Origin of the sequence: Nocardia panacis, assembly GCF_003598715.1 — a bacterium.
Taxonomy (GTDB): Bacteria; Actinomycetota; Actinomycetes; order Mycobacteriales; family Mycobacteriaceae; genus Nocardia; species Nocardia panacis.
This window is the reverse complement of record NZ_QZFU01000041.1, coordinates 199,909-225,853: the sequence shown is the minus strand read 5'-3', so window position 1 is coordinate 225,853 and position 25,945 is coordinate 199,909. Positions and strand designations below refer to the sequence as shown.

The following is a 25,945-nucleotide window of genomic DNA, read 5'->3' as shown; positions in this document are numbered from 1 at the left end:
CAACCCCCACCGAACCCGCGCCGAGGATCAGACCCGCGTCAACCGGAAATCAGCCGACCGCGAGCAAACCCTGCCGACGACAGGACAAATCAACGGGTCATACGGGTTGTCGAGAGTATCGATCAGCGTCCGGTGATCCTCCCAGTCATGACGCAGCCACCGATCGACGCACAGCACCGTCACCGAACTGGCCCCGGCTCCCTTCACGGCGATGGCGGCTCCCTGCGCACTGCTACCGGTCGTCCAGGTGTCATCGACGATCAGAATGTTCTTGCCATCCACAACATCCCGCCATCGGTCGGGCACGGTGAACCGATCCGCCACCAACTGATGTTTGTTGTCACTACCTGGACCCGGCTCGAGCAGAAACTTCTGAAGTTCCAACCGAGAGTTGGAAAGTACGGCATTGGCCAATGCCGCTACAGGATGGTTCTTCCCGGGGCGATCTCGCGACGGAACGAATGTAATACCGTCCCACGACGCATTCAGCCACCGACTGATACAAGGATAGTGCACCTGTATGGCAGTGTTGACAACGAGTTGGAGATTCTCCTTGCATCGCTCGACCGGCGGTGTCCCTTTGTATCCTTTATAGGCTCGCACTTCGTGTGCCGATTGATGAGGCCCATCAGGATGACTGCCCTGCGCATAGGTGAGCAGAACAGTCCGATCGGCCAGCCCATTGCCATAATCGTTCCGATGACGTGCGCATATTCTGCATATTCCCCCCGATGCGGGGCCACGGCAGACATTGCATACTCCGTGCGAGTCCGGCGCATAGGTATTTCGAAAAAATGCACCCACCCGCTCCCGCACAATCGATCGAACCTTCAGGGCATCCTGCCCAAGCGAGATTACGATAGCTTACTCAACCACCTTGATACTTGATTCCTGTTCTCGCGAATAGTCGACACGATTTCGGTCGCGTGTTCCGGTGACCTCGCCACATAGACGCCCGGCTGATGGCGTAGTTCGCGAGCCCAGGTGGTGGACATGACGACCGATGAGTTGAGGATTACGGGACGACCATGGGCGACAGCTTCGCGGGCCTGGATCCTCGTCCCGCTCGTCTCACCCGCTTCGACGATCACCGTCGCCATCCCATAGGCGCTCATAGTGACATTGCGAGCAGGGAAAGACCAACGGGTCGGCGCGTACTCCGGAAGATAGTGGGTCAGGAGCATGCCACGCTCGGCAATCTCCTCCTGTAGTCCACGATTCTCCCTGGGGTATACCCGATCGAGTCCATTTCCAAGTACCGCGACCGTTCGCCCGCTCGCATCCAGCGCGGCACGATGTGCGGTCGTATCGACCCCCCTGGCGAGTCCCGAAATGACAGTGACACCATTCTCGACCAGTCCGCGGGCGACGGAATAAGCGAACTTGAGCCCCTGATCGGAAACCTGCCGAGAGCCGACAACGCAAATACCGAAATCATCCTGACGCAACTCGCCGCTGGTGAATACTACGGGCGGAATTCGACGCACCGAACGCAATTGCTCCGGATACGAGTCGTCCATGAAGGCGTGGAATACGAACCGCGCGCGTTTCCACGATTCGATATCACGGGCGGCCGTGCGCAGTATCTCGACTTCGGAGCCCTCGCCGAGTAGATCCGTCGGATGCTCGTCCTCCCACAACCGACGGGCACTCCCCCTGTCGGTTACTCGCTCGGTGAGAGCGGACCATTCGGCGTTCTTCGGATGCAGGCGCATCAGCGCTACCAGCGCGGCGCGCTCCTCGTCATCCCAGGGCAACACGCCCGCACCTGTCATCGCACCATCCCAGTCGTTGGCCGCAGCCGAGTGTGTCACCTACACCTCCCCACGCCGATCATCGAACATATATTCGAATTATGCCACTTGGCGCCGACAAATCGTTCTCGTGCGCTGTCAACTTTTTCGACGTCGCCGGTAGCCTAGTCGTCGCCCGCAGCATCCGGCGAGGACTCGACGGATGCTGCGGCGACCAATGCCGGGGAACAGGTCGGCGACAAGGTGGCCGCTGCCGGGACACCGGCAAGCGCTCTCACGATTCGTTAATGCCTGCTGTCACAGACTTGGGAACCGTGAAATTCCCTCGCCTTGCCGCGCTACTGGTCTGCGTCGCGCTGCTCGGCGCATGCGCCTCGAACGAGTCGGGCGGGCCGGAAGGCGCACCGACCGATGTCCCGCACGGTGGGACCGATCCGATGATCCCGCGCTGGCAGCCGCGGCCCGGCTTGCGTTGGCAGTATCAATTGCAGCCGAGTGCCGACAGCGAGGACGGATTCGTCGCGGGCATCGATCTGACCCGACGCACCCTGTGCCGGAACCCACCGGATTCGATCGGCGAAATCTGCGCCACCGCTATCGGATTCGACCTGTGGACCGATTCGCAGCGGCCGAATGCGCAGGCCGTCGCGGCGGTGCATCGACTACCGGCCCCGGCGGAAGCCGATGGTCACGCGCATGCGATCTGCTACTTCTCCGGCGGCTCCCTGGAGGACTGGCGACCGGACGCGCCGGACTTCCTGCGCTGGTCGCGCGAGCATCCGGAGGCGAATCTCCTGGGCGGCCCCGTCTCGTCCTATCCGAATGAGCGCTGGCTCAATATCAAACCGGGCCGCGGCCGCCTCGAATTCCTCGCCGACATCATGGAGAAACGGATGCGCCTGTGCAGGCAGGCGGGTTTCGACGCGGTCGACCCGGACTGGGCCGACGGCTGGCTGCACAATGACGAGAACCGCCTGCCCACCCTCACAGCCGCCGACCAACTCGCTTACAACCGGATGCTCGCCGCCCTGGCCCACCGCAACGGCTTGGCCATCGCACTGAAGAACGACACCGTGCAGGCCGCCGAGCTGGCCGCCGACTACGACTTGGCGATCATCGAATCCTGCCAGTGGAACGGCGCCGACATCCAGCCCTGCGCCCCACTGGTCGGGGATGCGACCACACCGGGCTTCGTTCAACTGAACAAACCGGTCCTGCACGTCGAATACCTGAACTCCGACGAGGACCCGCCCGCGCACAACCCGAACGGCACCCCCGCCGCCGTCTGCGCCGCGGCACGCGCCGATCCGGCCGCCGCGCACTTCAGCACCATCGTCAAGCAGTCGAGCAGCACGCTGCGCAACCTGCCCTACACGATCTGTTAGAAGCCCAGCTTGCCGAGCTGTTTGGGATCGCGCTGCCAATCCTTGGCGACCTTCACATGCAGATGCAGGTAGATGCGCGCGCCCAGAATGTGCTCGATCTGTTTGCGGGCGTTGGTGCCGACCTCTTTGAGGCGGGACCCGCTCCGGCCGATGATGATGGCCTTCTGGCTGGGACGCTCGACGTAGAGGAGGGCGTGCACATCGAGCATGTCCTCGTTCTCCTCGCGCGGCAGCACCTCCTCGATGACCACCGCCAGCGAATGCGGCAACTCGTCGCGCACCCCCTCCAGGGCGGCCTCGCGAATGAGTTCGGCCATGAGGGTTTCCTCGGGCTCGTCGGTGAGCTCACCGTCGGGGTAGAAGGCCGGACCCTCCGGCATCTTCGAGGCGATGACGTCGACGAGCACCTCGACCTGTTCGCCCTTGACCGCCGACACCGGCACCACATCGCAGTCGGGGCCGAGCAGTTCGACGACGGCGAGCAGTTGCTGGGCGATCTGCTCGCGACCCACCTTGTCGATCTTGGTGACCACGCCGAGCAGTGTGGTCTTGGGTGCCATCTGCCTGATCTGCTGCACGATCCAGCGGTCGCCGGGACCGATCTTCTCATCGGCCGGAATGCAGATCGCGATGACATCGACCTCGGAATAGGTATCGCGCACCAGGTCGTTGAGCCGCTGCCCGAGCAGGGTGCGCGGGCGGTGCAGTCCGGGGGTGTCCACCAGGATGAGCTGAGTGTGCTCGCGATGCACGATGCCGCGAATGGTGTGGCGGGTGGTCTGCGGACGCGAGGAGGTGATCGCGATCTTCGCGCCGACCAGGGCATTGGTCAGCGTGGACTTACCGGTATTCGGCCTGCCGACGAAACAGACGAAACCGGAACGGAATTCAGCCATCCTGCACCACCGTATCGGCCGCGTCGTCGAGAATGTCGAAGACCGCGCCCGCCTTGTCGGTGAAGACCAGCCGGGCACGCGGGGACACCTCGCGCACCGCGCCGATACCCGGATCCGACAGCCGACCGGCGACCACCACCGCCGCCTCGAACCCCTCGGCCCCACTGGACACCGCCGCCGCCACCGCCGCCTGCAACGCGGTGAGCCGCAGCGCGCGCAGATCGACCTCACCGGCCGCGTAGGTGCGGCCATCGGTATCGCGGATCGCCGCGCCACTGCCACCGCCGGTGCGGCCCATCGCGCCGCGAGCCAACGTCACCAGCTTGCCGTCCTCGGCATCGAGCTCAGTCATCGATCTCTCCATCCTCGTCGCGTTTTCGCTTGCCACCGTTGCTTTTTCGGCTGTCGATCGGGGCGGGTCCCGAGGCCCGCGCGACCACCACCGTGTTCACCCGCATCCGCCCGCGTGTGTCGGGGCCGCCCTCGCCGCGCAGTTCCAGCCCGTGCGCGACCACTTTGGAACCGGGCAGCGGCACCCGACCGAGCACGTGGGCAAGCAGTCCGCCCACGGTGTCGACATCCTCTTCCTCGATCTCCAGGTCGTACAGTTCGCCGAGATCCTCCACCGGCAGCCGGGCCGAGACCCGGTAGCGGCCGTCGCCGAGATCCTGGACGGGCGGGGTCTCGTCGATATCGTATTCGTCGGCGATCTCGCCGACGATCTCCTCGAGGACATCCTCGATGGTGACCAGTCCGGCGATACCGCCGTACTCGTCCACCAGCAGCGCCATGTGGTTGCGGCGCCGCTGCATCTCGTCGAGCAGTTCGTCCAGCGGTTTGGAATCCGGAATGAACACCGCGGCGCGCATCACCTGCCGCACCCGCACCCCGCGCGCCTCATCCGCGTGCGGCACAAGATCTTTCAGATACACCACGCCGAGAATGTCGTCCACGTTCTCGCCGACGACGGGGATGCGGGAATGGCCGCTGCGCACCGCGAGCGAGATGGCCTGCGCCGCCGTCTTGTCGGCCTCGATCCACACCATTTCGGTGCGCGGCACCATGACCGCGCGGGCGCTGGTGTCGCCGAGTTCGAAGACGGACTGGATCATACGGCGCTCCTCGGCGTCCACCACGCCGCGCTCGCCCGCCATATCCACCACTTCGCGCAGTTCGATCTCGGAGGCGAAGGGACCGTTGCGGAAACCCTTACCGGGTGTGATCGCATTGCCCACCAGGATCAGCAGCCTGCTCACCGGGCCGAGCAGTGCGCCGATGAACTGCAGCGGCAGCGTCGCGGCCAGCGAGATCGAATAGGCGTGCTGCCGCCCGAGGGTGCGCGGGCCGACACCGATCACCACGTAGTCGACCACCACCATGACGAAGGCCGTGATGAGCAGCGCCCAATCGTCCTCCAGCATGGTGATCAACCCGGCCGCCAGCAGCACCGTCGCGGTGATCTCGCACAGGATGCGCAGCAGCACCATGAGATTCACGTAGCGCGGCCGATCGGCGACGATCCGACTCAACCGCACCGCGCCCGTCCGGTCGGCCCGCACCAGATCCTCCACTCGCGCAGGCGAGACGGTATTGAGCGCGGAATCGATGGCCGCGAAGACCCCACCGACGGGCACCAGCACAATGGCCAGCAGGATCAGGGTGAACGCATTCACGCGGGCGCGTCACCCTGGGTGGTGAAGCCCGTCTTGCCGAGCAGGCGGGTATCGCGTTCGGCCAGTTCGGCGCGGCGGGCCGCCTCGCGCAGACTCTCGTACCACTCCTCGAGCAGCCGGGCCTGCAGGGCGAACATCTCCTTCTCCTCTTCCGGCTCGGCATGGTCGTAGCCGAGCAGATGCAGCACACCGTGCACGGTGAGCAGCGCCAGTTCGTGGTCGAGGGAATGGCCCGCTTTACGCGCCTGACCGGCCGCGAACTCGGGGCACAGCACGATATCGCCGAGCATGGACGGACCCGGTTCGGCGCTGTCGGGCCGACCGCCCGGCTCGAGCTCATCCATGGGGAAGGACATGACATCGGTGGGGCCGGGCAGATCCATCCACCGCATGTGCAGATCCGCCATGGTGTCGAGATCGACCAGCACCATCGACAGTTCGGCGGCCGGGTGCACATCCATCCGGCCGATCACGAACCGCGCGACGCTGACCAGATCCTCTTCGGGCACGTCGATACCCGACTCGTTGGCGATCTCGATACTCACCCGAACAGCCTAATGGGCACTGTCGACGGAGCCGCCCCCAGACCCGCGCGCATGGCCGGAGCGAAGGCGGAGGTACGCCTCGACGACGGCACCTATCTGCGGTCGCCCCGGCTCGCGGCGCGACGCTGCGCCCTATTGGCCGGGTAGTGCGCCGCCGCCACGGGGGGACGCGACTCGGACTCGAAGCGGTCGTAGGCGTCGACAATGTCGGACACCAGACGGTGCCGCACCACATCGCTACTCGTGAGATAGGCGAAGTGGATATCTTCGATGCCGGTGAGGATCTCACTCGCCGCACGCAAACCCGATCGAGCACCCGTAGGCAGATCCACCTGGGTGACGTCGCCCGTCACCACGATCTTCGAGCCGAAACCGAGCCGGGTGAGGAACATCTTCATCTGTTCGGCCGTGGTGTTCTGCGCCTCGTCCAGAATGATGAAAGAGTCATTCAGGGTGCGACCACGCATATACCCGAGGGGCGCGACCTCGATGACGCCTGCGGCCATGAGTTTGGGGATGGCCTCGGGATCCATCATGTCGTGCAGGGCGTCGTAGAGGGGGCGCAGGTAGGGGTCGATCTTCTCGTTGAGCGTGCCGGGTAGGAAGCCGAGTCGCTCGCCTGCCTCGACCGCGGGCCTGGTGAGGATGATGCGGTTGACCTGCTTGGTTTGCAGCGCCTGCACGGCCTTGGCCATGGCCAGGTAGGTCTTGCCGGTGCCCGCCGGGCCGATGCCGAACACGATGGTGTTGGCGTCGATCGCGTCGACGTAGCGCTTCTGGTTGAGCGTCTTGGGGCGGATGGTCTTGCCGCGCCGGGACAGGATGTCCAGGCTCAGCACCTCCGCCGGGGATTCCGAGGTGCCCTCGGTGAGCATCGATACGGTGTGCCGCACCGCCTCCGGCGTCACCACCCGATTGCGGCCGGTCAGCGCGACGAGCTGTTCGATGACCCGCTCGGCGAGGGCGACATCGGCCGCCTTGCCGCTGAGGGTGACCGAATTGCCGCGGACGTGGATGTCCGCGTCCAACAACTGCTCGAGTTCACGCAGATTCTGGTCGGCCGAACCAAGGAATGGGAACACGGATTCCGGAGCGAGTTCGATACTCGAGCGCACGGTGCGCGCTGCGGGACCCGAGCCGTTCTCGCCGATGCCTGCTGCCGGGGTTGTCGGGTCGCCGATCTCGCCTTGTGTTCTCAAAAGTGCTAGGGCCTGCTTTCCGGTCTAGACGGTTTCTTGCTGAAAGTTTAACGCCCGCCACCGACACCGCCCAGTGAATAAGTCGCTAACGACCGCGCATGGCGCGCTCGTCGCGGCGGCGCGCGGCCCATTCGTCGGCGAAATCGCGGAAGCGGCGCACCGCGTCGGAGGGTGTCGCCGCCGCCGACCACACCAGGCCGACTTCGCGCACATTCGCCTCGGCCAATCCGACCATCGCCAGGCCCGCGGGCACCGGCTCCTCCAACGGCATGATCGCGACGCCCAGTCCGGCGGCCACCAGCCCGCCTACGGTAATCAGATCGCTGGATTCGAAGGCGACGCGCGGTCGGATGCCCGCGGCGGCGCAGAGTTCATCGAAGATCCGCCGCATACCGAATCCCGGCGGCATGGCGATGAATTCGGCCGCGGCCAGGTCGGGCAGCGACACCTGACGCCGACCCGCCAACCGGTGCTCGACCGGGACGGCCAGCACCAGCGGTTGCGGCAGCAGCGGCCGCCAGCCGAGACCGGGCGCGGTCGGACGGGGCGAGACCAGGGCCAGATCCGCCTCACCCTCGAGCACCTGCCGGGCGACCGATTCGGCCGCACCCTGGCGCAGTGTGAAGGCGATCGGACCGGATCCGCGCCGGAACTCCCCGATCAGCTGCGGCACCAGCCGCCGCCCGAAGGAATGCAGGAACGACAGGCGCACGACGCCCTTCGCCGGGTTGCGCCGATCGGCCAGCGCCTGCTCCCCCGCCGCGAGTTCGGCCTGGGCCCGTCGGGCGTGCTCGTAGTAGACGCGACCGAAATCATTGAGCGCGATCCGCTTTCCGCGCCGGTCGAACAGTTCCACTCCGAGGCGCCGCTCCAACCGACCCAGCATGCGCGACAGCGTCGGCTGCGCGATATGCAGCCGCTCGGCCGCCGCGCCGACCCGTTCGAGTTCGGCGAGTGTGGTGAACCACTCCAGATCGGCCCCGAGCACGTTCGCTCCTCGCTATATGTCTTCAGTGCATCAACAATCCGATTATTATTCATTTCCTCCGCTAAAGGCGGGCGTTCAGTGTTAGGCATATGACCCGCACCGAGATCGGCGAAATGCGCACCACCGACCGAACCCATGAAAAGCGCATTGCCAGAGCCCTTTTCGCGGCCGGACTGACCACATTCGCCTCGATGTACAGCGCGCAGGCGCTGCTGCCCAGCCTGTCGGCGGCATTCGGGGCCACCCCGGCCCACGCGGCGCTCGCCGTCTCGCTGACCACCGGCTGCCTCGCACTGGCCATCCTCCCGGTGAGCGCGCTGTCCTCGCGGGTCGGTCGCACCCGCGTCATGGTGTGGTCGGCGGTGGCCGCCGCCGCGCTGGGTTTGTTGCTACCGCTGTGTCCATCACTGCAGACGCTGCTCGCGGTGCGGGCGGTGCAGGGTGTCGCACTGGCCGGTGTACCCGCGGTGGCCATGGCGTATCTGGCCGAGGAGATCGGCGCGGCCGGTCTCGGCGCGGCCATGGGGGTCTATGTCGCCGGAACGAGTGTCGGCGGACTGGCCGGGCGGCTGATTCCGGCATTCGCGCTGCAGTTGAGTTCGTGGCGCTGGGCGGAGGCGGTGATCGCGGTGGCCGCCGCCGGCTGCACGCTGTGGTTCGTCCGGGATCTGCCCGCCTCGCGTGGATTCGTCGCGCGACCGTCCGGATGGCGCACCGTCGCCGCCGATTTGGTGGCGCAGGTGCGCCATCGCGGACTGCTCGCCCTGTTCGGGCTGGCCTTCCTGCTGATGGGTGGTTTCGTCTCGGTCTACAACTTCCTCGGCTACCGACTCACCCGCGCGCCGTTCGACCTGCCCGCCGGGTTGGTCGGCGCGGTCTTCGTGCTGTATCTGGCCGGCACCGTGACCTCCACCCTCGCAGGTAGATTGGCCGATCGACGCGGCCCGCACCGGGTGCTGATCGGATCGATCGCGCTCATGGCGGCGGGGCTGGTGCTCAGCATTCCGGACTGGCTGCCGACCATCCTCGTGGGCTTGCTGCTCTACACCGCGGGCTTTTTCGCCGCGCATACGGTGGCCTCCGCGTGGGTCGGCACGCTGGCCGAGAATCGGGGTGCGGCCGCCTCGCTCTACCTGTTCGCCTATTACCTCGGCAGCGCGCTCGTCGGTGGTTCGGCGGGTATCGCCTACGCGGCAGGCGGCTGGTCCGGGTTGGCCTGTGGCGTCGGGGGGTTGCTCGTGGTGGCGGCCGCTCTACTGGCGATCCTCGCGACACACACCCGAGCGGTTTCCTCTCCCGCGCCGACGCGGTAGGGTCGCGACGACATTATTTCTCTTCCGGGGGTTCCACCTGTGCTCATCTGGGGTTGGCGGCGCTACGTGCGCACCATGGCCATGCTCACGCTGCTTTGCGGCAACTGCCACAATCCGGCGGCGCACGCGCTGCGCGAATACGTCACCAAATTCACGCTGTTCTTCATTCCGCTGTTTCCTGTCAGCACCAAATACGATCTGCAATGCACCTTCTGCGGCGCACAGGTCCAGGTGCCCAAACAGGATGTGGCGGGGCTGATGCACCAGGCCAATGGCCAGGCCGCGCCGCAGGCGCAATTCGCCGAGCACCCGCCGCAGGGATAGTCGCCCTGCGGCGCGAGCCGTCTGGATCGAATCAGCTTGATACCGGCAGGCATCCACATCGTGCAGACCGCTCCGGTGCCTGCGGTGATCAAGCGAACCGCGACTATTCCGTAATTGCGGTCAGCACGACCGTGGTGTAGTCGCAGACGAATTCACCGCCCGCGGCATCGATGGCCGCACCGATATCGATGAGCACTGTCCGCAGATCCTGCGGACTCAGTTGGGTGCTCGATCCGTGGGTCGGGACCTGGTCCAGCCATTCGTCACGGGTGTAGCGCTGCTGCCATTCCCAGGTCCAGCGTTCGGCCTCGGCGAAAGCTCCGGTCGCGCGAAGTCCGTTGTCCGCCATGGTCAGCATGGGTTCGTACAACTCCGCCGCCGGCCGGGCGGGCATGGCGGGGAGGTCGGGCAGCACGCGCCGATAGCTCGCCGCGAAGGCCTCCGCCAGTTCGGTCGGCGGCTGGAAGACATTCCAGAACAGGGCGATTCGACCCGACCGGCGCAGGATCCTGGCCGCCTTGGCCGCGCCCGCGACGGGGTCGACCCAGTGCCAGGCCTGGCCCGCGATGACCGCGTCGAAGGTGCGCTCGCGGGGATCCCACTCCTCGAATCGGGCCACCTCGGTCGCAATTGCGAGCCGTCGAGCGGATTCGGCCATGCGCGCGTCCGCGTCGACACCCAGCACCCGGCAACCCGCCGCCGCGAACTGCCGGGAGGAGATGCCGGTCCCGCAGCCGATATCGAGCACATCCGGCCCCGGCGTCGCGGCGACTATGCGTTGGACCATCTGTTCGGGATAGTGCGGCCTGGTCCGGTCATAGCGTGCGGCATCGACCCCGTACGACTCCGCGATCGCGCGCTGCCGATGGGGTTCGAGGTTGGACCAACTACTCTGCTGTATGGGCATGCGCCCACTTTAGTGGGCACTCGCCCACTAAAGCTGGATTTCGACTACGCCGAAGGAGAACTCGCACCATGCCGACCGGAGTAGCCCTGCGCGACCCACGCGACCAACTCTTCGCCGCCGCCGAACGCCTGCTGCTCCGCACGGGACCCACCGCCCTGACCAGCCGCGCCGTCACCGCCGAAGCCGGATGCGCCAAAGGCGTGCTGCACCGCTACTTCACCGACTTCGACGACTTCCTGGCCGAACTGGTGCTCGACCGCATCGCCCGACTCGACACCGGATCCGCCGAATTGCGCGCCGCCGCCGGGACCGGCACCGTCGCCGACAATCTCGCCGCCGCCATGATCGACCTCTTCGAGACGGTCGCGGTGGCCATCGTCGGATTGGTGATCTTCCGCGACGAGTTGCGGATACGGCTGCGCCGCACCACACCCGTCGGTGTCCCCCTGCTCACCGAAGCCACCGCCATGATCACCGAATACCTCGCCGCCGAGCGCGAATTGGGACGACTGCCGAAAGATATCGATATCGACGCCCTCGCGCCCACCGTGATCGGAGCGGCGCATCTGCTGTTCGCCGACCGCCAGGCGGAGCCGCCGAGCCAGGCGGCGGTGCGCCGGATGGTGCGCACCGTCCTCGGCGAAGCCCGGTAGATCGCGTCTGGAATCCGGCGATTATCGAGTAGCCCGGTACTCGCGCAACAGGCGGCGGTCGCGGCGAGGGTGGTAGTCGATCCACCTCGGCGAACAAGGAGATGCCATGGCCACCACCAGGATTCGCATGACCGCCGTGCTGGGTCCGACGGCGTCGCGCGACTGTATCCGGGTGCTGCGCCACCCGAAGGCGAGCCGACCTTTCCGATCGCCTTCCTCGGCAGCGCCCGGGACGCGGGCAACTCCCTCCCCGTCACCGAACCGCTCGTCTGGCGCTCGGATATCGTCGGAACCCTGGGCGCGGGCAGCACTTTCAGCACCTGGCTCCCGGAAGGGACGCACTTGATAGAACTCATCGCCGGCGGGCCCGACCGGGCAGGCCGCGCCACCGTCCGCGTCGCCGGTCCCGCGCCTACCAGCGCGGCGTCAATGCTCCGAGCGCACCCAACGCGACCGCCGCCGCCGTCGACGTCCGCAACACCGTTGGCCCCAAAAGCGTGACAGCCGCGCCGGATTCGGTGAACTCACGCAGCTCCGACTCGTCGAGACCCCCTTCGGGGCCGACGACGAGCAGGATCTCCGGCGCGTCGGCCAGCGGTAACTCCTTCAGCGAGCCGCCACCGGACTCGTGCAGCGCGACGGCGATACCCTTGCGCGCCCGAACCTCCCGGATCACATCCACCACATCGGAGGTGCTGTGCAGGTCGGCGACGAGCGGGATATAGGCCCGGCGCGACTGCCGGGCCGCCGCCCGTGCCGCCGCCCGCCACTTCTCGACACCCTTGCGCGCCTTGGTCTCCCAGTTCGCCACGCAGCGCGACGCCTGCCACGGGATGATCAGATCCGCGCCCGCCTCGGTCATCAACTCGACCGCGAGCTCGGAACGCTCGGATTTGGGCAGCGCCTGCACGACGGTGACGGTCGGCGAAACCGGTTCGGCCACCGCGCGATCGAGCACCTCGAGTTCCAGCCGATCCTTCTGCGCACCGACCACCGTGGTCCGCGCGACCACGCCGCGCCCGTCGGACAGGGTGATCGGGTCGCCGACGCGGATGCGCCGCACCGTGGCGGCATGCCTGCCCTCGGGACCGTCGAGCACCGCGACCGCGCCGGGCGCGGGTATCTCGTCGAGATAGAAAACCGTGGCGGCCAACGGATTCAGCGCCCGCTGAACGAGGCGCGCAGCCGAGCGAACAGCCCGCTGTTGTGCTCGGACTGGGCCGAGACGACCTCGGCGCGCTCCCGCTCGCGCATCCCCTTGTACTTGCGCAGCAGCTCTGTCTGCTTGCTGTCGAGTTTGGTCGGGACGACGATATCCAGGTGGGCCAGCAGGTCGCCGCGCGCGCCGGAACGCAGGCGGGGCATACCGTGCCCGCGCAGCACCGAGATCTCCCCCGGCTGGGTGCCCGGAGCGATGGTCAGCTCGGTCGGGCCGTCGAGGATCGTGTCGATCACCACGGTGGTGCCCAGTGCGGCGTCCACCATCGGGACGCGCACGGTGCAGTGCAGGTCGTCGCCGTCGCGGACGAAGACATCATGCGGCTGCTCGACGATCTCGACATACAGGTCGCCCGCGTGTCCACCGCCCGGCCCGACCTCGCCCTGCGCGGCCAACCGCACCCGCATGCCATTGGCGACACCGGCCGGAATCGGCGCGGCGATCTCGCGGCGCGCCCGCACCCGACCGTCGCCGCCGCACTTGTGGCAGGGGTCGGGAATGATCTCGCCCGCGCCGCGACAGGTGGGACACGGCCGCGAAGTGAGCACCTGGCCCAGGAAGGACCGCTGCACCGACTGCACCTCGCCCGCACCGGAGCAGGTCTCGCAGCGGACCGGCTTGGAATTGCCATTGGTGCCCGCGCCCTGACACACATCGCAGAGGATCGCGGTATCGACCGTGAGGTGTTTGGTGACGCCGACCGCGCATTCGGCCAGGCTCAGCCGGGTGCGAATCAGCGAATCCGCGCCGGGCTGCACCCGCCCGCGCGACTTGCGCGTACCACCGCCGCCGCCCATTCCGCCGAAGAACGCCTCGAAGACATCGCCGAGTCCGCCGAATCCGGCCCCCGCGAAACCGCCGCCCGCACCGCCGGATTCCAGCGGGTCGCCACCCATGTCGACGATGCGGCGCTTCTCCGGATCCGAGAGCACCTCGTAGGCGGCGGATACCTCTTTGAACCGCGCCTGCGCCGCTTCGTCCGGGTTCACGTCGGGGTGGAGCTCGCGTGCCAGCTTGCGGTACGCGCGCTTGAGTTCCTGGTCGGTCGCGTTCTTGGAAACGCCGAGCAGTCCGTAGTAGTCCCGTGCCACTTGAGTTCTCTAGTCCTTGGTCGCTTCGTCCGGTGGCTGCATCACACCGACCGCACAACATTAGTCGGATGCACTCAACTTTATCCGGCCGGAATTCAAGGCTAACAGTGCCGCCCCGCGATCAGCGCTCGGCAAGCACCTCGCCGATATAACGGGCAACGGCGGCGACCGAGGCGATTGTTCCCGGATAGTCCATTCTGGTCGGCCCCAGCACGCCCATCCCGCCCAGGATCGCACCCGAGGTGCCGTACGCGGTGGACACCACCGAGGTCCCCCGGATCTGCTCGACCTGGGTCTCCTCGCCGATGCGGACCGTCACCGTGCCGGGCGGCTGGGTCGCGGCCAACAATTTGAGCACGATCACCTGTTCCTCCAGCGCCTCCAGCACCGAGCGCAGCGAACCGGGCAGGCCGAAATCGGCGGCATTGCGGGTCAGGTTCGCGGTGCCGCCGAGGACCAGCCGCTCCTCCGGATGCTCCACCAGCGTCTCCACCAATACCGTGGACACCCGGATCAGCACATCGCGCAACTGCTGCGGGGCACGCTCGGGCAGTTCCGCCACCGCCGCCGAGGCGATCGCCAGACGCTTGCCATCCATGGCCGTACCGAGCATGGCGCGCAGCGCGGCCAAATCGTCATCGTCCACCAGCGCGCCCAACTCGACCAGACGCTGATCGACGCGACCGGTATCGGTGATCACCACCAGCAGCAGGCGGGCCGGATTGAGCGCCACCACCTCGATATGGCGGACCGTGGAGGCAGACACCGTCGGATACTGCACGACGGCCACCTGCCTGGTCAGTTGGGCCAGCAGGCGCACCCCCCGCCGCAGCACATCATCCAGATCGACCCCGGATTCCAGGAACTCCATGATGGCCCGGCGCTCGGCCGCCGACAGCGGCTTCACCTCGGCGATCCGGTCCACGAATTGGCGATAGCCCTTATCGGTGGGGATGCGCCCCGAACTGGTATGCGGCTGGGTGATGTAGCCCTCGGCCTCCAGCACCGCCATGTCATTGCGGATGGTGGCGCTGGAAACACCCAGATTGTGGCGCTCCACCAGGGTTTTCGACCCGATGGGCTCCTTGGTCGCGACGTAGTCCGCGACGATCGCGCGCAGGACCTCGAAGCGCCGATCCTCGGTGCTCGACATCGGCCCACCTCCTCGCTCTCGTCATCGCATGGCTGTGATCTCCGCACGCGGCGCATGCCCACCGCGTAGCGCCGCAGACGGTCAGCGATTCGTACAACTAATCATTTTAGTTGCCCAGCCGCCACCCACCGACCGCCCACACGCCGACACAAACACGTCACAGTGCCCGTCAGCGGGTTGTTCGAGAACCACACCCCTGGCACCCGAGCATCCCCACCGGTGGGGCATCCCGAGGCGATCGACCCGTTTCGACCAGCGGCCGGCTTCGTTGCCGGAGGCGGGCGAGTCGTCGCGGGACCGAGCGTCGTTGCTCGGCGCCCTTCGGAATCCCTCTGGCGGACACCGCGACGGAATCATCGTCTGCCCTCCTGGCCGCCGGCGGAACCACCCGGTCAGGTGATCGGAACATCACGGCGTCAGCGAGTCCAGCGCCCGCCGATAGGTGGCGGGATCGAGATCCGGATCCCGGGACTGCTGCAGGATGAAGCCCTGGATGACCGCGAGAATCAGCCTCGTCACCGTATCCGGGTCCACACCCGCCGCGATCGTGCCCGCCGCCTGCCCGGCGCGCACCGCGTCGGCTGCCAAACCACGCTGATCGATCCCCGCGCGGACCGCGGGTCGCATCCGCTCGCTGACCAGCGATTCCGCCCAGACCAGGATGCCGACCCTGCGGCGACGCTGCTCCCGCGGATCGGCCAGCCAGGTGAAATAGACATCGAGGAACCCGGTCAACGCCGTACGCGGGTCGGCCGCGCGCAGCGCCGTCTCCAAATGTTCACGCTCGTGCCGGTGCCGCTCCTCGGCCACCGCGTCGACAATGGATTCCTTGCTCGGATACCAGCAGTAGACCGACCCCGGACTCAAACCCGCGCGCTTGCAAATCTCCTACATGGTGGTGGCATGCAGACCGCGCTCGGCGAAACAGTCCACTGCGGCATCCAGAACGCGGCGACGACGCTCCCGCTCCGTGGCCGGGGTCAGCCGAGGCATGCCAGGGCCACCCGGTAGAGATCCGAGGCGCGATCCTTGCGACCCCGCGCCCCGAAATAGCGTCGACCCGCCGCAGCCGTCGACTCCTCCCACACCGGCTCATACCCGCGCTCGCCGAGAAATTCGCCGAGCTCCTCGGGGCGCAAACCGAACGTCCACGGCTCACCGACTCTCGCCACCCCGCCTGCCCAACGCCGCGCCTCGGGAAACGTTGCGGTGCCATCGATTACACCCGCATGCACATAGGTGAAGACCAACCTGCTACCCGATCCCGCGACATCGCGCAGCGCCGCCAACGTCCGATCGACAGCCTGCGCGGTCAAGTAGTTCGTCACCCCCTCCCACACGATCATGACGCGCTCGCACCCAAACCGGCGGCACGCAACGACATTTCGAGATCATCTACCTCGAAATCCACCGGCAGGAACCGCAACTCCCCGACCGGCTCCACCCCACGCACCGCGGCCACCTTCGCCTCCTGCGTCCCAGCCGATCCACTTCCACCACCCCGACTCCCCGGCAATTCGGCCAACCGCCATGCGCGACTGTCGAATCCGTCCCCCAGCAGCACCACCCGCCCAACCCCGTCCCGCACCGCTTCGACCACCGTGTCATCGATCAGCTTGGTCCCGGCCACCGCCGAAGCCCGAGGCCCCGAAACCACCGCGTCATACAACCGCGCCACCAATCCCCCGACCACCGGCACCCGGGCCACCTCCGCCGCCAACCACAGCGGCCTCGAAAGAAATGACACCGCAAACGGATCCGTGAACAGTCGCGTTCCCTCAGGCCGCGCCGACTCCAACGCCCGCTGCAGGGCCATGGTCTCCGCCGTGAAGCTCACCTGGTGCGCCACGATTGCGTGTCGTCGAACCCGTCGGTAACGTCCGGGTCGGCTGACGTAGGGTGGGCGGTCAATCGGGCGGAGGAGCCGGTCCAGCCCTGGGACGCCGATCGAGGCACCGGCATGTGGGGAACAGATGACAAGCAGGTTGAGGTTCGCGCAGATCACCACGCTTGCACTTGGGGTTGCCCTCTCGATCGCGGGGTGTGGATCGAGTAGTGATGGTGCGAAATCCACTGAGGGCGGCGCGTCGTCAAGGCCGAGTGTGGCGGCAGATGTTCCTGCAGGCTACGACCCTTGCAAAGACATTCCGAAGGAAACAATCGACTCCGAACAATTTCGGCAACAAACACCGGCCGACTCCAGCAATTCTGCGGGCATCAAGTGGCACGGATGTCAATGGGCAAAGAAAAATGGCTACGCGGTCACAATCCAAACGACAAATATCACAATTGACATGGTTCGAACAAAGAACTTCCAAGATACCCGCGAGCTGACGATCGGCGGCCGCCGTGCAATCGCATCCCGCCAGGTCGAAGAACACCCACAGGCAGTCTGCACCGTGGATATAGAAATGAAGGGCGGCAGCCTCGAATTCAATCTGACCAACCCGCCATCCGACCGAGGCACCGGCAACCAGGATACCTGCGAACTTGGACGAATGCTGGCGGAAAGAATTGTTCCGACAATACCCGCGAACGCATAGATATTCAGGAAGAGTTTTCCGGGAGGAACCTTGAGTCAAGAGAATCAGCCGACGACGCGACCCCTCGCCAACCTTGTCAGCGCGGCACGCGACGGAAACGTTCGCTTCAAGATGACGCCTGAAGAATTCATCTACCTGGATCGCGACTGCGATTTTTTCAAGGAAGCCATACGACGCTGCCAGCAAACTATGGACAGCATATCGACCCAACAGCACTGGGGTTTGGGCGAGGGAAATCAGCGATTGATATCCGCCAACACCTTGGTCAACCGATTCAAGACCAAAGCAAAAGGCGCTGGAGATGGCAACAGCGTGTGGGATGCCCTCCAGAAACACTACCAGATAGTCGAGGATATCCAGGAAGCCCACCAACTTGTGCGAGCGCGAATGATGCAGGCCGATCAAAGATTTGCCGATGCGTTCAATTCGGTCAAAGACACATTGCCGGAAAGGCCTCCCGAGGTCAATAAATTCGGCCCCTACATTCTCCCTGATCGGACAACGAGATGACCGGCTACGAGGGTCCTCAAATCCCCCACGGTGGCGAGAATTCCAAATCTTGGACCCATCCGGATATCCTGGACGCCTTCAAAACCCTGGATCCACGCGACGCATTCATACAGGCAGATAGGTACTGGCAGGTTCGCAACGACTGGGAGCAAGGTCTCCGAACCTTCGCCAGGTCGATAAACAATTCGATCTCTCATGCCTGGGAAGGCCCGGCCGCCGAAGCCTCCAAAACCGCTATTCAGAAGTATACGAAAGATTCCGAAGCGTTGATTCAGTCGCTCACGGAGATGTATACCTGGGTTCATCATGCAGCGAATCAGATCAGCGAAACCAAAAAGGCCATTCCGAACGACCCGGTGATCATCGACTGGACATATCACATCAACCCTTTCAGTTGGGGGCTGGAGGAGAAGCGAAACAGGAATACCGAGGAAGCTCGGGAGGCCATGGACCAGAAGTATGTGAAGCCCTTCCAAGAATACGACAACAAGATCCCGGTGTTGCCGACTCCGGTAAGCCCCACGCATTCGGTGGATATCTCGGTTCCGCCGACGGGTTGGTCCAATTCGGGTCCCGGCGGTCCAGGGCCTGGCGGTTCTCCCGGCCGTGGAGATGGCGGCGCCACCGGGAACCCCGACGGTACGCAACCGCAGCAGACCGGAGATCAACCGGGAAAGGTTGAGCCGCAATCGACCGGGGATGGCGGGGTGACTTCGGGTAAACAGACTCAGCCCACGACGAATTCGGGCACGCAAGCCGGAAGCGACGCGACGAAGACCTCTCCGACCGGGACAACCCCTACGCCTACTGGAACCCCCGAAGGGCCGGGAATACCCGGTGGACGACCTGGCGGACCTGGTTCGCCGGGAACAGCAGGCAGGCCCAGCACTCCGGGCGCGCCGATTCCCGTTCCGCGCCAGAGCATTTCGGGCCTCGCAGCATCGCCACTGGCAGGCAACCCCGCAGCAGCGAAGGCCGGGGCAACCGGGATGCCGGGCGGTATGGCACCGGGCGCGGCCGGAAAGGGTAAGGGCGAGGAGGATTCCCAGCACAAGATTCCGGATTACCTGATCACTCAGGAGAATACCGATGAACTGCTGGGTGAGATACCGAAGACCTTGCCGGAGGGTGTGATCGGGACGAATCCGGAATTCAGGGACAGCTGAGCCGGTAGGGGTGGAAGGAAGGTTCGGTCGGTGGCCGAGTGGAGTTGGGATCCGGATGATTTCGCGGCGCTGGTACAGCGACGCCTACGATCGGCTTCCGAATCCGCTGCATTACACCAGTCGGTTCGCGTTTCGGGACGAGTTCCAGGCGCATCGGAGGACGGTGTTGGGGCGGTATTCGCCGCGGGAGCTCGAGGAGATACGGGCGGCGCTGGATACGCTGGGGCGGGCGCAGGCGCGGATCGAGATCATCGGTGGCACCTGCAAGCATCGGAACAGTAAGGGGCCGGGGGATATTCGGCTGTATCGGATGGTCGGTGGGCGCACGCCGCATGGCGGTGTGGTGATGACGCAGTACGGCAGCGACGGCGAGTACGGGGCGATTCGGGTGCGGACGTGCGGGGCGGAGGCGGTGCCGTCGCGGCTGGCGGCGGGTATTCCAGCGTGCCCGCCGGGTTCGGCGAAACCGATGACCTTCCACCCGGAGGAGCTCAAACCGCGTCAGGACACCTACCTGCAGGATGTGGCGCGCAATACCCCGCGCGAGCACTATCGGCGGTTGTTGCGGCGGCCCACCGACGGCAGCGGCACCGCGGTGCTGCTGCCCGGTTCGGTGCATACGCGGACTCAACCGTGGCAGACGTTGCAGTGGCATGACATCAGCGAGGACGGCCGCTACACCGAGGTGAGAGCGGAACATGTGACGGTCCGCCCGACGACTGTGCCGGAATTGTCGGCGCAGTTCGCGGCCTGGTTCGATCGCGCGCTCCAACGGATCGCGCGGTCATAGCCGTGCCTGCGCTTCAGTCGGGTTCGCCCCAACGGACCACGACGACGCCGGAGAGGATGAGCGCGCCGCCGAGAATCTGGAGGGGCGTGGGTGTTTCGGCGAGCAGCAACCAGGCGAAGGTCATGGCGGCCAGCACCTCGGCGAGTGCGACGAAGGAGGCCAGGCGGGAGCCGAGCAGGCGGGTGGCAGCGATGCCCGCGACGTAGGCGAGTGCGGCCGTCACGGTCCCGATGGCGAGGATCGGCACCCACCAGTCGACGGTGAATCCTTGATAGGCAACGGGATTCACGGTGGCGGTGAACGGCACGATCCCGAGCGCGCCCGCGATGAGCAGCACCAAGCCGCCGACGAGCAGCCCGCCGGTCGCGAGTACGGTGCCGGGCAGGTCGTCGCCGCCGTGCGCGGAGAGCACGAAGTACGCCGCCGCCCCGACCATGGCGACCAGCGCCCAGGCGATACCGACCCCGTCCGCGCTGAACCCGGACCGCATATCGATGACGAGCACCAACCCGGCTATGCCGATCAACCCGCCGAAAACCGTGGTGACACCGGGTCGCTGGTGGTGCCGCAGCCACATCCAACCGACGACGGCGATCGGCGCGGTGTATTCGACGAGCAGCGCCACCCCGACCGCCAAATGTCCGACGGCATTGAAGTAGGCGAGTTGCGTCGCGGCGACGGCGAGCAGACCGTAGCCGATGATGAGAGGGGTGTTGCGCCGCAGCAGATTCCAGTCCCGCCGCAATTGGGTCACGGCGATGGGCATGAGGACGGCCGCGGCGAGGAGCACCCTGGCGGCGACCACGGCGGCCGAACTCCAGCCCGCGGTGAGCAATCCGCGCGCCAGCGGCCCGGATAGTCCGAACGATGCCGCCGAGACAACCGCCCAGATGAGTCCGGAGCGCAGGCGTCCCCCGGCCAATCTGTCATGAACAACTGTCCCCATGGCTCATGACGCTAAGGTCCGATGCAGTAATATGTCAATATGACTTTCGCCCATGACACCGAGGCGGCGCTGCTGTCGGCTGTCGAGTTGGTGAACTCTGCGGCGGAACCCGACACGCTGACCGAAATCGGCCAGTTGGACGCGTTTTTCACCAAACACGGGTTCACGGGCGCGCACAAAGGCGACGCGGAGGAACTACGGGCGATCCGCGCGATGCGCGCCCCCCTGCGCGCCATGCTCACCAGCGACCGCGACACCGCGGCCCGCCTGGTCAATGAAACCCTGGCCGAGCACCGAGCCCTCCCGCAACTGGTCCGCCACGACCCATTGGACTATCACATCCACGCCGTGGATTCCGAGGCCCCATTCCCGGTCCGGATAGCCGTGGAGACCGCCATGGCCATGATCGATGTGATCCGATCGGACGAGCTGAGTCGCCTGGCGATCTGCGCCGACAGCACCTGCGACGGCATCGTTCTCGACCTGTCCCGCAATAGATCCCGCATCTATTGCAGCGTCGCGTGCGGCAATCGCAATGCGGCGGCGGCCTATCGCGCCCGCCGACGGTAGTCACTTCGGACTGCCCGGACCGCGCAGGTGGGTCCGGGCGATCTTGTGGAAGTCGGCGACGAGACGACCGCGATCAGCGGCGCGGGTGGCGAGTACGACATGGCTGGGCGAGACATCGCGCAGCGGGACCAGCGTGAGGTCGGGCCGCAGCGCGCCGCTGAGGGTCATCGGCACGATGGCGATGGCCTCACCCGCAGCGATGAGTTCGAGTTTGTCCTCATTGGCCCGGACCAGGGGACCGTCGGGAGCGCGGCTGCCGTCCGGGCGGGGGTCGATGCGCCAGAACGCATTCCAGGTGTCGTCGGGAACTTTGGGGAGGGGTTCGTCGGCGATATCGTCGAGGGTCAGCCACCCTCGGCCCGCCAACCGGTGGTCGAACGGGAGCAGCACGGCGCGCGGTTCGTCGTAGAGGACGGTGACGTGCAGATCGTCGGTCACCAGCGGCAGGCGGGTGACGACGGCGTCGGCGCGATGTTCGAGCAGCGCGGGTCCGGCGTCGTTCCAGGCGAGATGTTGGGCGTGGATCTCGGCCTCCGGATGGCGGCGGCGCAGTTCGCGCACGGCGGGGGTGATGATGAGGTTGAGCGTGTAGCCGACGGTGACGCGGCCGGGTTGGGCGGCGGCCCTGGCCTGCGCGGCCGCTTGGGCGGCGCCGCGCAGCAGCGATTCGGCATGCGGGAGGAAGACCTCACCCGCCTCGGTGAGCCTGCTGCCCTGCGGGGTGCGATCCAGCAGTCGCACGCTCAACTGCTGTTCGAGGCGGCGGATCTGGCGGCTGAGCGAGGGTTGGGCAATGCGCAGCGCGTCGGCGGCGCGACCGAAATGCCGGAACTCGGCGACGGTGGTGAAGTAGCGCACCAGGCGCAGGTCGAGATCGGCCATGCGCCCATGGTATCGCCCGATCCCGGGACCGCTCGACTGGAAATAGTTGGTGACCTGTGGTGTTGCCCAAATCGTATTGCGCAATGAGAAACAGGTCTTGGACCGGGACCGCACCGGGCCTGCAGGGTCGAGATATCAGCCCGCCGAGGGAAGCGGGCCGGAACTCAGGAGTGCACATGCGGGTATTCGTCACCGGCGCCACCGGATTCATCGGCAGCGCCATTGTCGCCGAATTGCGCGAGGCGGGCCACGAAGTGGTCGGTTTGGTCCGCTCGCAGGCGAGCGCGCAGCGACTCGCGGCCGCCGGTGTGGCGGTGCGTCGCGGCGATCTCACCGACCTCGACAGCCTCCGCGCGGGCGCCGCAGATTCCGACGGCGTCATCCACACCGCCTTCATCCACGATTTCGCCGACTTCCCGGCGGCCTTGGCCGCCGATCGACGCGCCATCGACGCCCTCGGCGCCGCCCTCGCCGAAACGGGACGGCCCTTGGTGATCGCCTCCGGTCTGGGCGGTTTGGCCACCGGCAGACTCGCGACCGAACAGGACACCGGGAATCTCGACTCCCCGTCGGCCGTACGGGTGCCCGCCGAACTGGCAGCCCTGGCCCATGTCGAGCGCGGCGTACGCGTCTCGGTGCTGCGGTTGCCCGCCTCCGTGCACGGCGACGGCGATCACGGCTTCGTACCGCGACTGATCGAAATCGCGAGGGAGAAAGGGATTTCCGGCTATCCGGAGACGGGAGCCAACCGCTGGCCCGCCGTGCATCGCCTCGATGCGGCGCGCGCCTTCCGGCTGGCGCTGCAGAGCGCTCCCGCCGGATCGCGTCTGCATGCCGTGGCCGAGGAAGGCATTTCGGCGCGGGAGATCGCCGAAGTCATCGGCGCCCAACTCGATATCCCGGTGCGCTCGATCCCACGCGACGACGTCGACGCGCATTTCGGTTGGATCGGTGGCTTCTTCTCCTGGGACTTGTCGGCTTCCAGCGCCGCGACCCGCGAACTGCTCGGCTGGCAACCGGAGCAGGCCGAACTCGTCCCGGATCTCGAAGCGGGACACTACTTCCGGTGACATTCGGGCCATCGACCCATCCACGCCGCGTCACGGGGTCTTTACACCGGGGCTCCGGCGGGGTTCGGTGGAGCGATGGCTGACCCATTGCAGGAACAGGACTCCGCCGAGCGCGCATTGGCACTCGTACACCAAACCGCCGGACCGTATCTGGCGAGTCTCGCCGACCGCCCGGTGCACGATCCGGCGACTATCGCGCTGATCGACCGGCTGGGCGGCCCGCTGCCGGAATCCGGCGCGGGCACGATCGCGGCCGTGCAGCGGTTGCTCGCGGTGGCGCCGGAGGCGGCCGTGCATTCCACGGGGTCGCGGTTCTTCCACCTGGTGGTCGGCGGCGCGACACCCGCCGCCATGGCCGCCGACTGGTTGACCTCCCTGCTGGATCAGAATTCCGGGCTGTTCGTCGGCTCGCCGCTGGCGTCCAAGGTCGAGACCATCGTGCTGGATTGGCTGAAGGACCTATTCGGTCTCCCAAGCGAATTCGACGGGGTACTGACCCCGAGCGCCACCCTGGCCCACGTCACGGGCCTCGCGGTGGCCCGGCAGTGGTGGGCGCGCGGGCACGGCGTCGACGTGGCCGCCGACGGACTGACGGGCCTGCCCGTCATGCCGGTGCTGTCCAGCGGCTACGTGCATCCCAGCACGCGCAAGGCACTGCAGATCCTCGGCTGCGGCCGCGACAGCGTGCGCACCTTCGTCCGCGACGACGCCGGACGACTCGACCTGGCCGCACTCGAGCGCGCACTGTCCGAACTCGACGGCGCGCCCGCGATACTCGTCGGCAATCTGGGCGAGGTCAATGCGGGCGATGTCGACCCGATCGACGAAATGGCCGACCTGGCCGCGAGATACGGCGCGTGGCTGCATGTGGATGGCGCGTTCGGGCTGTTCGCCGCCGCCTCCCCGCGCACCGCCGACCTGGCCCGCGGTGTGGAACGCGCCGATTCCATCACCGCCGACGGTCACAAATGGCTGAATGTGCCGCACGAGAGCGGCTTCTCCTTCATCAAGGACAGATCGCTGCTCGCCGCGACCTTCGGCGCGTGGGGTGCGGCCTACCTGCCCGAATTCGACGCCGAGCGGATCAGCTACAACATGCTCGGCCCCGAATCCTCCAGGCGGGCACGGGCATTGCCGATCTGGGCGACGCTGTGCGCCTACGGCCGCGACGGCTATCGCGAGATGGTGCAGCGTCATGTGGCCGTGGCCGAGCATCTCGGCGGAATAGTCGACGCCGCAGCCGATTTCGAGCTGCTGGCACCGGTTCAGCTGTGCGTCACCTGTTTCCGCTATCGGCCGCCGGGCGTACCGGAGGCCGAACTCGACGAGTTGAATGCCCGCCTGGGCCGCGCGATCCTGGATGACGGACGGGTCTACGTCGGCACCACCACCTATCGCGGGATGACCGTGCTGCGGCCCACCTTCGTCAACTGGCGCATCACCGAGGCCGACGCGGATCTGCTGGTCGCCGTGATTCGCGAACTCGGTCCAGGGCTGTACTAGCTAATCGGTCCACACGGGAGGGCGCTTGGCCAGGAAGGCGGCCATGCCCTCCCGCGCGCCGGGAAGTTGCGCGGCGGCGGCCATGACCTCCAAAGCCACTGTGTAGGCGTCGGTTTCGGGGCGATCCAGCTGGGCGTAGAGGGTGTGCTTGCCGAGCGCCTTGCTGGCCCGACTGCCGCGCGTGGCCCGCGCGAGCAGGTCGGCGACGGCCGCGTCGAGGTCGGCGTCGGGGACGGCACGATTGATCAGACCCCATTCGGCGGCGGTCCGCGCGTCGATGGGATCACCGGTCAGGGCCAACTCCATCAACCGCTTTCGACCGACCGAGCGCGCCACCGGCACCGCGGGTGTGTGGCAGAACCATCCGCCCTTGCCGCCCGGCAGCGCGAAGCCCGCGGATTCGGCGGCGACGGCGAGATCGCAGGAGGCCACCAGTTGGCAGCCCGCCGCGGTGGCCAGCGCGTGCACCCTGGCGATCACCACCTGCGGTGCGGCGTGGATGGTCGTCATCAGTTCGGTGCACAGCGTCAGCAACTCCCGCACCCCGAGCAGATCGCGGGCGGCCACATCGGCAAAATCGTGGCCCGCGCAGAACACCGGCCCTTCGGCCGCCAGCACTATCCCGGTGGCATCGGTCGCGGCGGCGGCGCGGAACGCGGCGAGCAGTTCGCCCAGGTGTTCCGCCGAGAGGGCATTGCGCCGGTCGGGGCGATTCATGGTGATGCGCACGGTGTCGCCGTCCCGCGCGAGAAGTACATGCCTATTCTCCAGGGCCGTCATATCTCCACGGTAGTTCTCCGTGCCCGCGCAGGACCCGAACTCGCCGACCCGCGCCGAAAGATCCCCAGATCATAGCGATGTGTAA

Annotated in this window: 30 protein-coding genes; 11 read left to right on the top strand and 19 right to left on the bottom strand. The window is 66.6% G+C overall.

What is annotated here, in order from left to right; genetic code table 11:
- Window positions 1-27: 27 nt before the first annotated feature.
- Complete coding sequence (locus D5S18_RS29100) at window positions 28-414, bottom strand: phosphoribosyltransferase (protein ID WP_147404255.1); 387 nt, start codon at window positions 412-414, stop codon at window positions 28-30.
- Between the two features lie 440 nt (window positions 415-854).
- Window positions 855-1,814, bottom strand: coding sequence for a DNA-processing protein DprA (locus D5S18_RS29095; RefSeq protein WP_203236965.1), 960 nt, complete (start codon window positions 1,812-1,814; stop codon window positions 855-857).
- A gap of 254 nt (window positions 1,815-2,068) precedes the next feature.
- Here D5S18_RS29095 and D5S18_RS29090 point away from each other — a divergent pair, with 254 nt between their 5' ends.
- Window positions 2,069-3,139, top strand: a complete 1,071-nt coding sequence (locus D5S18_RS29090; protein WP_158608017.1) for an endo alpha-1,4 polygalactosaminidase — start codon at window positions 2,069-2,071, stop codon at window positions 3,137-3,139.
- On the opposite strand, the gene era is transcribed toward D5S18_RS29090, so the two are convergent.
- The 6 genes from era to D5S18_RS29060 all read right to left on the bottom strand — a co-directional run bounded on the left by era (window position 3,136) and on the right by D5S18_RS29060 (window position 8,440).
- Complete coding sequence (era, locus tag D5S18_RS29085) at window positions 3,136-4,035, bottom strand: GTPase Era (protein ID WP_120044309.1); 900 nt, start codon at window positions 4,033-4,035, stop codon at window positions 3,136-3,138. The genes D5S18_RS29090 and era overlap by 4 nt on opposite strands.
- Window positions 4,028-4,387 carry a cytidine deaminase-like protein gene (locus tag D5S18_RS29080; RefSeq protein WP_120044308.1) on the bottom strand — a complete coding sequence of 120 codons (360 nt, stop codon included), beginning with the start codon at window positions 4,385-4,387 and terminating at the stop codon, window positions 4,028-4,030. The genes era and D5S18_RS29080 overlap by 8 nt, the downstream gene beginning before the upstream one ends.
- Window positions 4,380-5,708, bottom strand: coding sequence for a hemolysin family protein (locus D5S18_RS29075; RefSeq protein WP_120044307.1), 1,329 nt, complete (start codon window positions 5,706-5,708; stop codon window positions 4,380-4,382). The genes D5S18_RS29080 and D5S18_RS29075 overlap by 8 nt, the downstream gene beginning before the upstream one ends.
- Window positions 5,705-6,253: an rRNA maturation RNase YbeY gene (gene ybeY / locus D5S18_RS29070; protein ID WP_120044306.1), complete on the bottom strand. Its 549-nt coding sequence runs from the start codon at window positions 6,251-6,253 to the stop codon at window positions 5,705-5,707. Before ybeY ends, D5S18_RS29075 begins: the two co-directional genes overlap by 4 nt.
- A 92-nt stretch (window positions 6,254-6,345) precedes the next feature.
- Window positions 6,346-7,404 carry a PhoH family protein gene (locus D5S18_RS29065; RefSeq protein ID WP_120044512.1) on the bottom strand — a complete coding sequence of 353 codons (1,059 nt, stop codon included), beginning with the start codon at window positions 7,402-7,404 and terminating at the stop codon, window positions 6,346-6,348.
- A gap of 133 nt (window positions 7,405-7,537) precedes the next feature.
- The gene (locus D5S18_RS29060; RefSeq protein ID WP_120044305.1) at window positions 7,538-8,440 is read right to left on the bottom strand and encodes a LysR family transcriptional regulator; all 903 of its coding nucleotides are present in this window, start codon (window positions 8,438-8,440) and stop codon (window positions 7,538-7,540) included.
- Window positions 8,441-8,529: 89 nt separating this feature from the next.
- Between D5S18_RS29060 and D5S18_RS29055 the strand changes: the two genes are divergently transcribed.
- On the top strand, window positions 8,530-9,753 hold the full coding sequence (locus D5S18_RS29055) for an MFS transporter (RefSeq protein WP_239004066.1): 1,224 nt from the start codon (window positions 8,530-8,532) through the stop codon (window positions 9,751-9,753).
- Between the two features lie 39 nt (window positions 9,754-9,792).
- On the top strand, window positions 9,793-10,077 hold the full coding sequence (locus D5S18_RS29050) for a zinc-ribbon domain-containing protein (RefSeq protein ID WP_120044304.1): 285 nt from the start codon (window positions 9,793-9,795) through the stop codon (window positions 10,075-10,077).
- A gap of 103 nt (window positions 10,078-10,180) precedes the next feature.
- On the opposite strand, the gene D5S18_RS29045 is transcribed toward D5S18_RS29050, so the two are convergent.
- The gene (locus tag D5S18_RS29045; protein ID WP_120044303.1) at window positions 10,181-10,984 is read right to left on the bottom strand and encodes a class I SAM-dependent methyltransferase; all 804 of its coding nucleotides are present in this window, start codon (window positions 10,982-10,984) and stop codon (window positions 10,181-10,183) included.
- Between the two features lie 68 nt (window positions 10,985-11,052).
- Between D5S18_RS29045 and D5S18_RS29040 the strand changes: the two genes are divergently transcribed.
- Window positions 11,053-11,637, top strand: a complete 585-nt coding sequence (locus D5S18_RS29040; RefSeq protein ID WP_120044302.1) for a TetR/AcrR family transcriptional regulator — start codon at window positions 11,053-11,055, stop codon at window positions 11,635-11,637.
- A 412-nt stretch (window positions 11,638-12,049) separates the two neighbouring features.
- Here D5S18_RS29040 and D5S18_RS29035 read toward each other — a convergent pair whose 3' ends face one another.
- From D5S18_RS29035 to D5S18_RS29010, 7 genes are all read right to left on the bottom strand, one after another.
- Window positions 12,050-12,790, bottom strand: coding sequence for a 16S rRNA (uracil(1498)-N(3))-methyltransferase (locus tag D5S18_RS29035; RefSeq protein WP_120044301.1), 741 nt, complete (start codon window positions 12,788-12,790; stop codon window positions 12,050-12,052).
- Window positions 12,791-12,795: 5 nt separating this feature from the next.
- On the bottom strand, window positions 12,796-13,947 hold the full coding sequence (dnaJ, locus tag D5S18_RS29030; protein ID WP_120044300.1) for a molecular chaperone DnaJ: 1,152 nt from the start codon (window positions 13,945-13,947) through the stop codon (window positions 12,796-12,798).
- A 121-nt stretch (window positions 13,948-14,068) separates the two neighbouring features.
- Complete coding sequence (gene hrcA, locus D5S18_RS29025) at window positions 14,069-15,100, bottom strand: heat-inducible transcriptional repressor HrcA (RefSeq protein WP_120044299.1); 1,032 nt, start codon at window positions 15,098-15,100, stop codon at window positions 14,069-14,071.
- Window positions 15,101-15,508: 408 nt separating this feature from the next.
- Complete coding sequence (locus D5S18_RS29020) at window positions 15,509-15,967, bottom strand: TetR/AcrR family transcriptional regulator (protein ID WP_158608016.1); 459 nt, start codon at window positions 15,965-15,967, stop codon at window positions 15,509-15,511.
- A gap of 21 nt (window positions 15,968-15,988) precedes the next feature.
- Entirely contained in the window at window positions 15,989-16,093 is a 105-nt protein-coding gene (locus D5S18_RS34600) for a TetR family transcriptional regulator (protein ID WP_147404254.1), read from the bottom strand.
- Entirely contained in the window at window positions 16,081-16,446 is a 366-nt protein-coding gene (locus D5S18_RS29015; RefSeq protein WP_120044297.1) for a class I SAM-dependent methyltransferase, read from the bottom strand. The genes D5S18_RS34600 and D5S18_RS29015 overlap by 13 nt, the downstream gene beginning before the upstream one ends.
- Window positions 16,443-16,937, bottom strand: a complete 495-nt coding sequence (locus D5S18_RS29010) for a class I SAM-dependent methyltransferase (RefSeq protein ID WP_147404252.1) — start codon at window positions 16,935-16,937, stop codon at window positions 16,443-16,445. The genes D5S18_RS29015 and D5S18_RS29010 overlap by 4 nt, the downstream gene beginning before the upstream one ends.
- 136 nt (window positions 16,938-17,073) lie before the next feature.
- Between D5S18_RS29010 and D5S18_RS29005 the strand changes: the two genes are divergently transcribed.
- The 4 genes from D5S18_RS29005 to D5S18_RS28990 are packed head-to-tail and all read left to right on the top strand — an operon-like array spanning window position 17,074 to window position 20,109.
- Complete coding sequence (locus D5S18_RS29005) at window positions 17,074-17,643, top strand: DUF3558 domain-containing protein (RefSeq protein ID WP_120044295.1); 570 nt, start codon at window positions 17,074-17,076, stop codon at window positions 17,641-17,643.
- A gap of 30 nt (window positions 17,644-17,673) precedes the next feature.
- A complete protein-coding gene (locus tag D5S18_RS29000; protein ID WP_239004065.1) occupies window positions 17,674-18,153 on the top strand; it encodes a hypothetical protein in 480 nt (159 codons plus the stop codon).
- Window positions 18,150-19,319 carry a WXG100 family type VII secretion target gene (locus D5S18_RS28995; RefSeq protein ID WP_120044293.1) on the top strand — a complete coding sequence of 390 codons (1,170 nt, stop codon included), beginning with the start codon at window positions 18,150-18,152 and terminating at the stop codon, window positions 19,317-19,319. Before D5S18_RS29000 ends, D5S18_RS28995 begins: the two co-directional genes overlap by 4 nt.
- A gap of 55 nt (window positions 19,320-19,374) precedes the next feature.
- Window positions 19,375-20,109 (top strand): ESX secretion-associated protein EspG, encoded by a 735-nt coding sequence (locus D5S18_RS28990; RefSeq protein WP_239004064.1) that lies wholly within the window; start codon window positions 19,375-19,377, stop codon window positions 20,107-20,109.
- 13 nt (window positions 20,110-20,122) lie between these two features.
- On the opposite strand, the gene D5S18_RS28985 is transcribed toward D5S18_RS28990, so the two are convergent.
- Window positions 20,123-21,055: an EamA family transporter gene (locus D5S18_RS28985; RefSeq protein ID WP_120044292.1), complete on the bottom strand. Its 933-nt coding sequence runs from the start codon at window positions 21,053-21,055 to the stop codon at window positions 20,123-20,125.
- Window positions 21,056-21,094: 39 nt separating this feature from the next.
- On the opposite strand from D5S18_RS28985, the gene D5S18_RS28980 reads away from it, so the two are divergent.
- Window positions 21,095-21,625 (top strand): CGNR zinc finger domain-containing protein, encoded by a 531-nt coding sequence (locus D5S18_RS28980; protein WP_120044291.1) that lies wholly within the window; start codon window positions 21,095-21,097, stop codon window positions 21,623-21,625.
- Here D5S18_RS28980 and D5S18_RS28975 read toward each other — a convergent pair whose 3' ends face one another.
- The gene (locus tag D5S18_RS28975) at window positions 21,626-22,507 is read right to left on the bottom strand and encodes a LysR family transcriptional regulator (protein ID WP_120044290.1); all 882 of its coding nucleotides are present in this window, start codon (window positions 22,505-22,507) and stop codon (window positions 21,626-21,628) included.
- Window positions 22,508-22,683: 176 nt separating this feature from the next.
- Here D5S18_RS28975 and D5S18_RS28970 point away from each other — a divergent pair, with 176 nt between their 5' ends.
- A complete protein-coding gene (locus tag D5S18_RS28970) occupies window positions 22,684-23,577 on the top strand; it encodes an SDR family oxidoreductase (RefSeq protein ID WP_120044289.1) in 894 nt (297 codons plus the stop codon).
- A gap of 75 nt (window positions 23,578-23,652) precedes the next feature.
- A complete protein-coding gene (locus D5S18_RS28965) occupies window positions 23,653-25,080 on the top strand; it encodes a pyridoxal phosphate-dependent decarboxylase family protein (RefSeq protein WP_120044288.1) in 1,428 nt (475 codons plus the stop codon).
- Here the strand turns inward: D5S18_RS28965 and D5S18_RS28960 are convergent, their stop codons facing one another.
- On the bottom strand, window positions 25,081-25,860 hold the full coding sequence (locus tag D5S18_RS28960; protein ID WP_120044287.1) for an enoyl-CoA hydratase-related protein: 780 nt from the start codon (window positions 25,858-25,860) through the stop codon (window positions 25,081-25,083).
- Between the last annotated feature and the right edge of the window lie 85 nt (window positions 25,861-25,945).

What these genes read in the sequence shown, in the direction of transcription:
- era (WP_120044309.1), bottom strand. Translation starts at nt 4,035, where the DNA reads ATGGCTGAATTCCGTTCCGGTTTCGTCTGTTTCGTCGGCAGGCCGAAT.
- D5S18_RS29080 (WP_120044308.1), bottom strand. Translation starts at nt 4,387, where the DNA reads ATGACTGAGCTCGATGCCGAGGACGGCAAGCTGGTGACGTTGGCTCGC.
- D5S18_RS29055 (WP_239004066.1), top strand. Translation starts at nt 8,530, where the DNA reads ATGACCCGCACCGAGATCGGCGAAATGCGCACCACCGACCGAACCCAT.
- D5S18_RS29045 (WP_120044303.1), bottom strand. Translation starts at nt 10,984, where the DNA reads ATGCCCATACAGCAGAGTAGTTGGTCCAACCTCGAACCCCATCGGCAG.
- D5S18_RS29040 (WP_120044302.1), top strand. Translation starts at nt 11,053, where the DNA reads ATGCCGACCGGAGTAGCCCTGCGCGACCCACGCGACCAACTCTTCGCC.
- hrcA (WP_120044299.1), bottom strand. Translation starts at nt 15,100, where the DNA reads ATGTCGAGCACCGAGGATCGGCGCTTCGAGGTCCTGCGCGCGATCGTC.
- D5S18_RS34600 (WP_147404254.1), bottom strand. Translation starts at nt 16,093, where the DNA reads ATGCCTCGGCTGACCCCGGCCACGGAGCGGGAGCGTCGTCGCCGCGTT.
- D5S18_RS29015 (WP_120044297.1), bottom strand. Translation starts at nt 16,446, where the DNA reads ATGATCGTGTGGGAGGGGGTGACGAACTACTTGACCGCGCAGGCTGTC.
- D5S18_RS29005 (WP_120044295.1), top strand. Translation starts at nt 17,074, where the DNA reads ATGACAAGCAGGTTGAGGTTCGCGCAGATCACCACGCTTGCACTTGGG.
- D5S18_RS28995 (WP_120044293.1), top strand. Translation starts at nt 18,150, where the DNA reads ATGACCGGCTACGAGGGTCCTCAAATCCCCCACGGTGGCGAGAATTCC.
- D5S18_RS28990 (WP_239004064.1), top strand. Translation starts at nt 19,375, where the DNA reads ATGATTTCGCGGCGCTGGTACAGCGACGCCTACGATCGGCTTCCGAAT.
- D5S18_RS28985 (WP_120044292.1), bottom strand. Translation starts at nt 21,055, where the DNA reads ATGGGGACAGTTGTTCATGACAGATTGGCCGGGGGACGCCTGCGCTCC.
- D5S18_RS28980 (WP_120044291.1), top strand. Translation starts at nt 21,095, where the DNA reads ATGACTTTCGCCCATGACACCGAGGCGGCGCTGCTGTCGGCTGTCGAG.
- D5S18_RS28975 (WP_120044290.1), bottom strand. Translation starts at nt 22,507, where the DNA reads ATGGCCGATCTCGACCTGCGCCTGGTGCGCTACTTCACCACCGTCGCC.
- D5S18_RS28970 (WP_120044289.1), top strand. Translation starts at nt 22,684, where the DNA reads ATGCGGGTATTCGTCACCGGCGCCACCGGATTCATCGGCAGCGCCATT.
- D5S18_RS28965 (WP_120044288.1), top strand. Translation starts at nt 23,653, where the DNA reads ATGGCTGACCCATTGCAGGAACAGGACTCCGCCGAGCGCGCATTGGCA.
- D5S18_RS28960 (WP_120044287.1), bottom strand. Translation starts at nt 25,860, where the DNA reads ATGACGGCCCTGGAGAATAGGCATGTACTTCTCGCGCGGGACGGCGAC.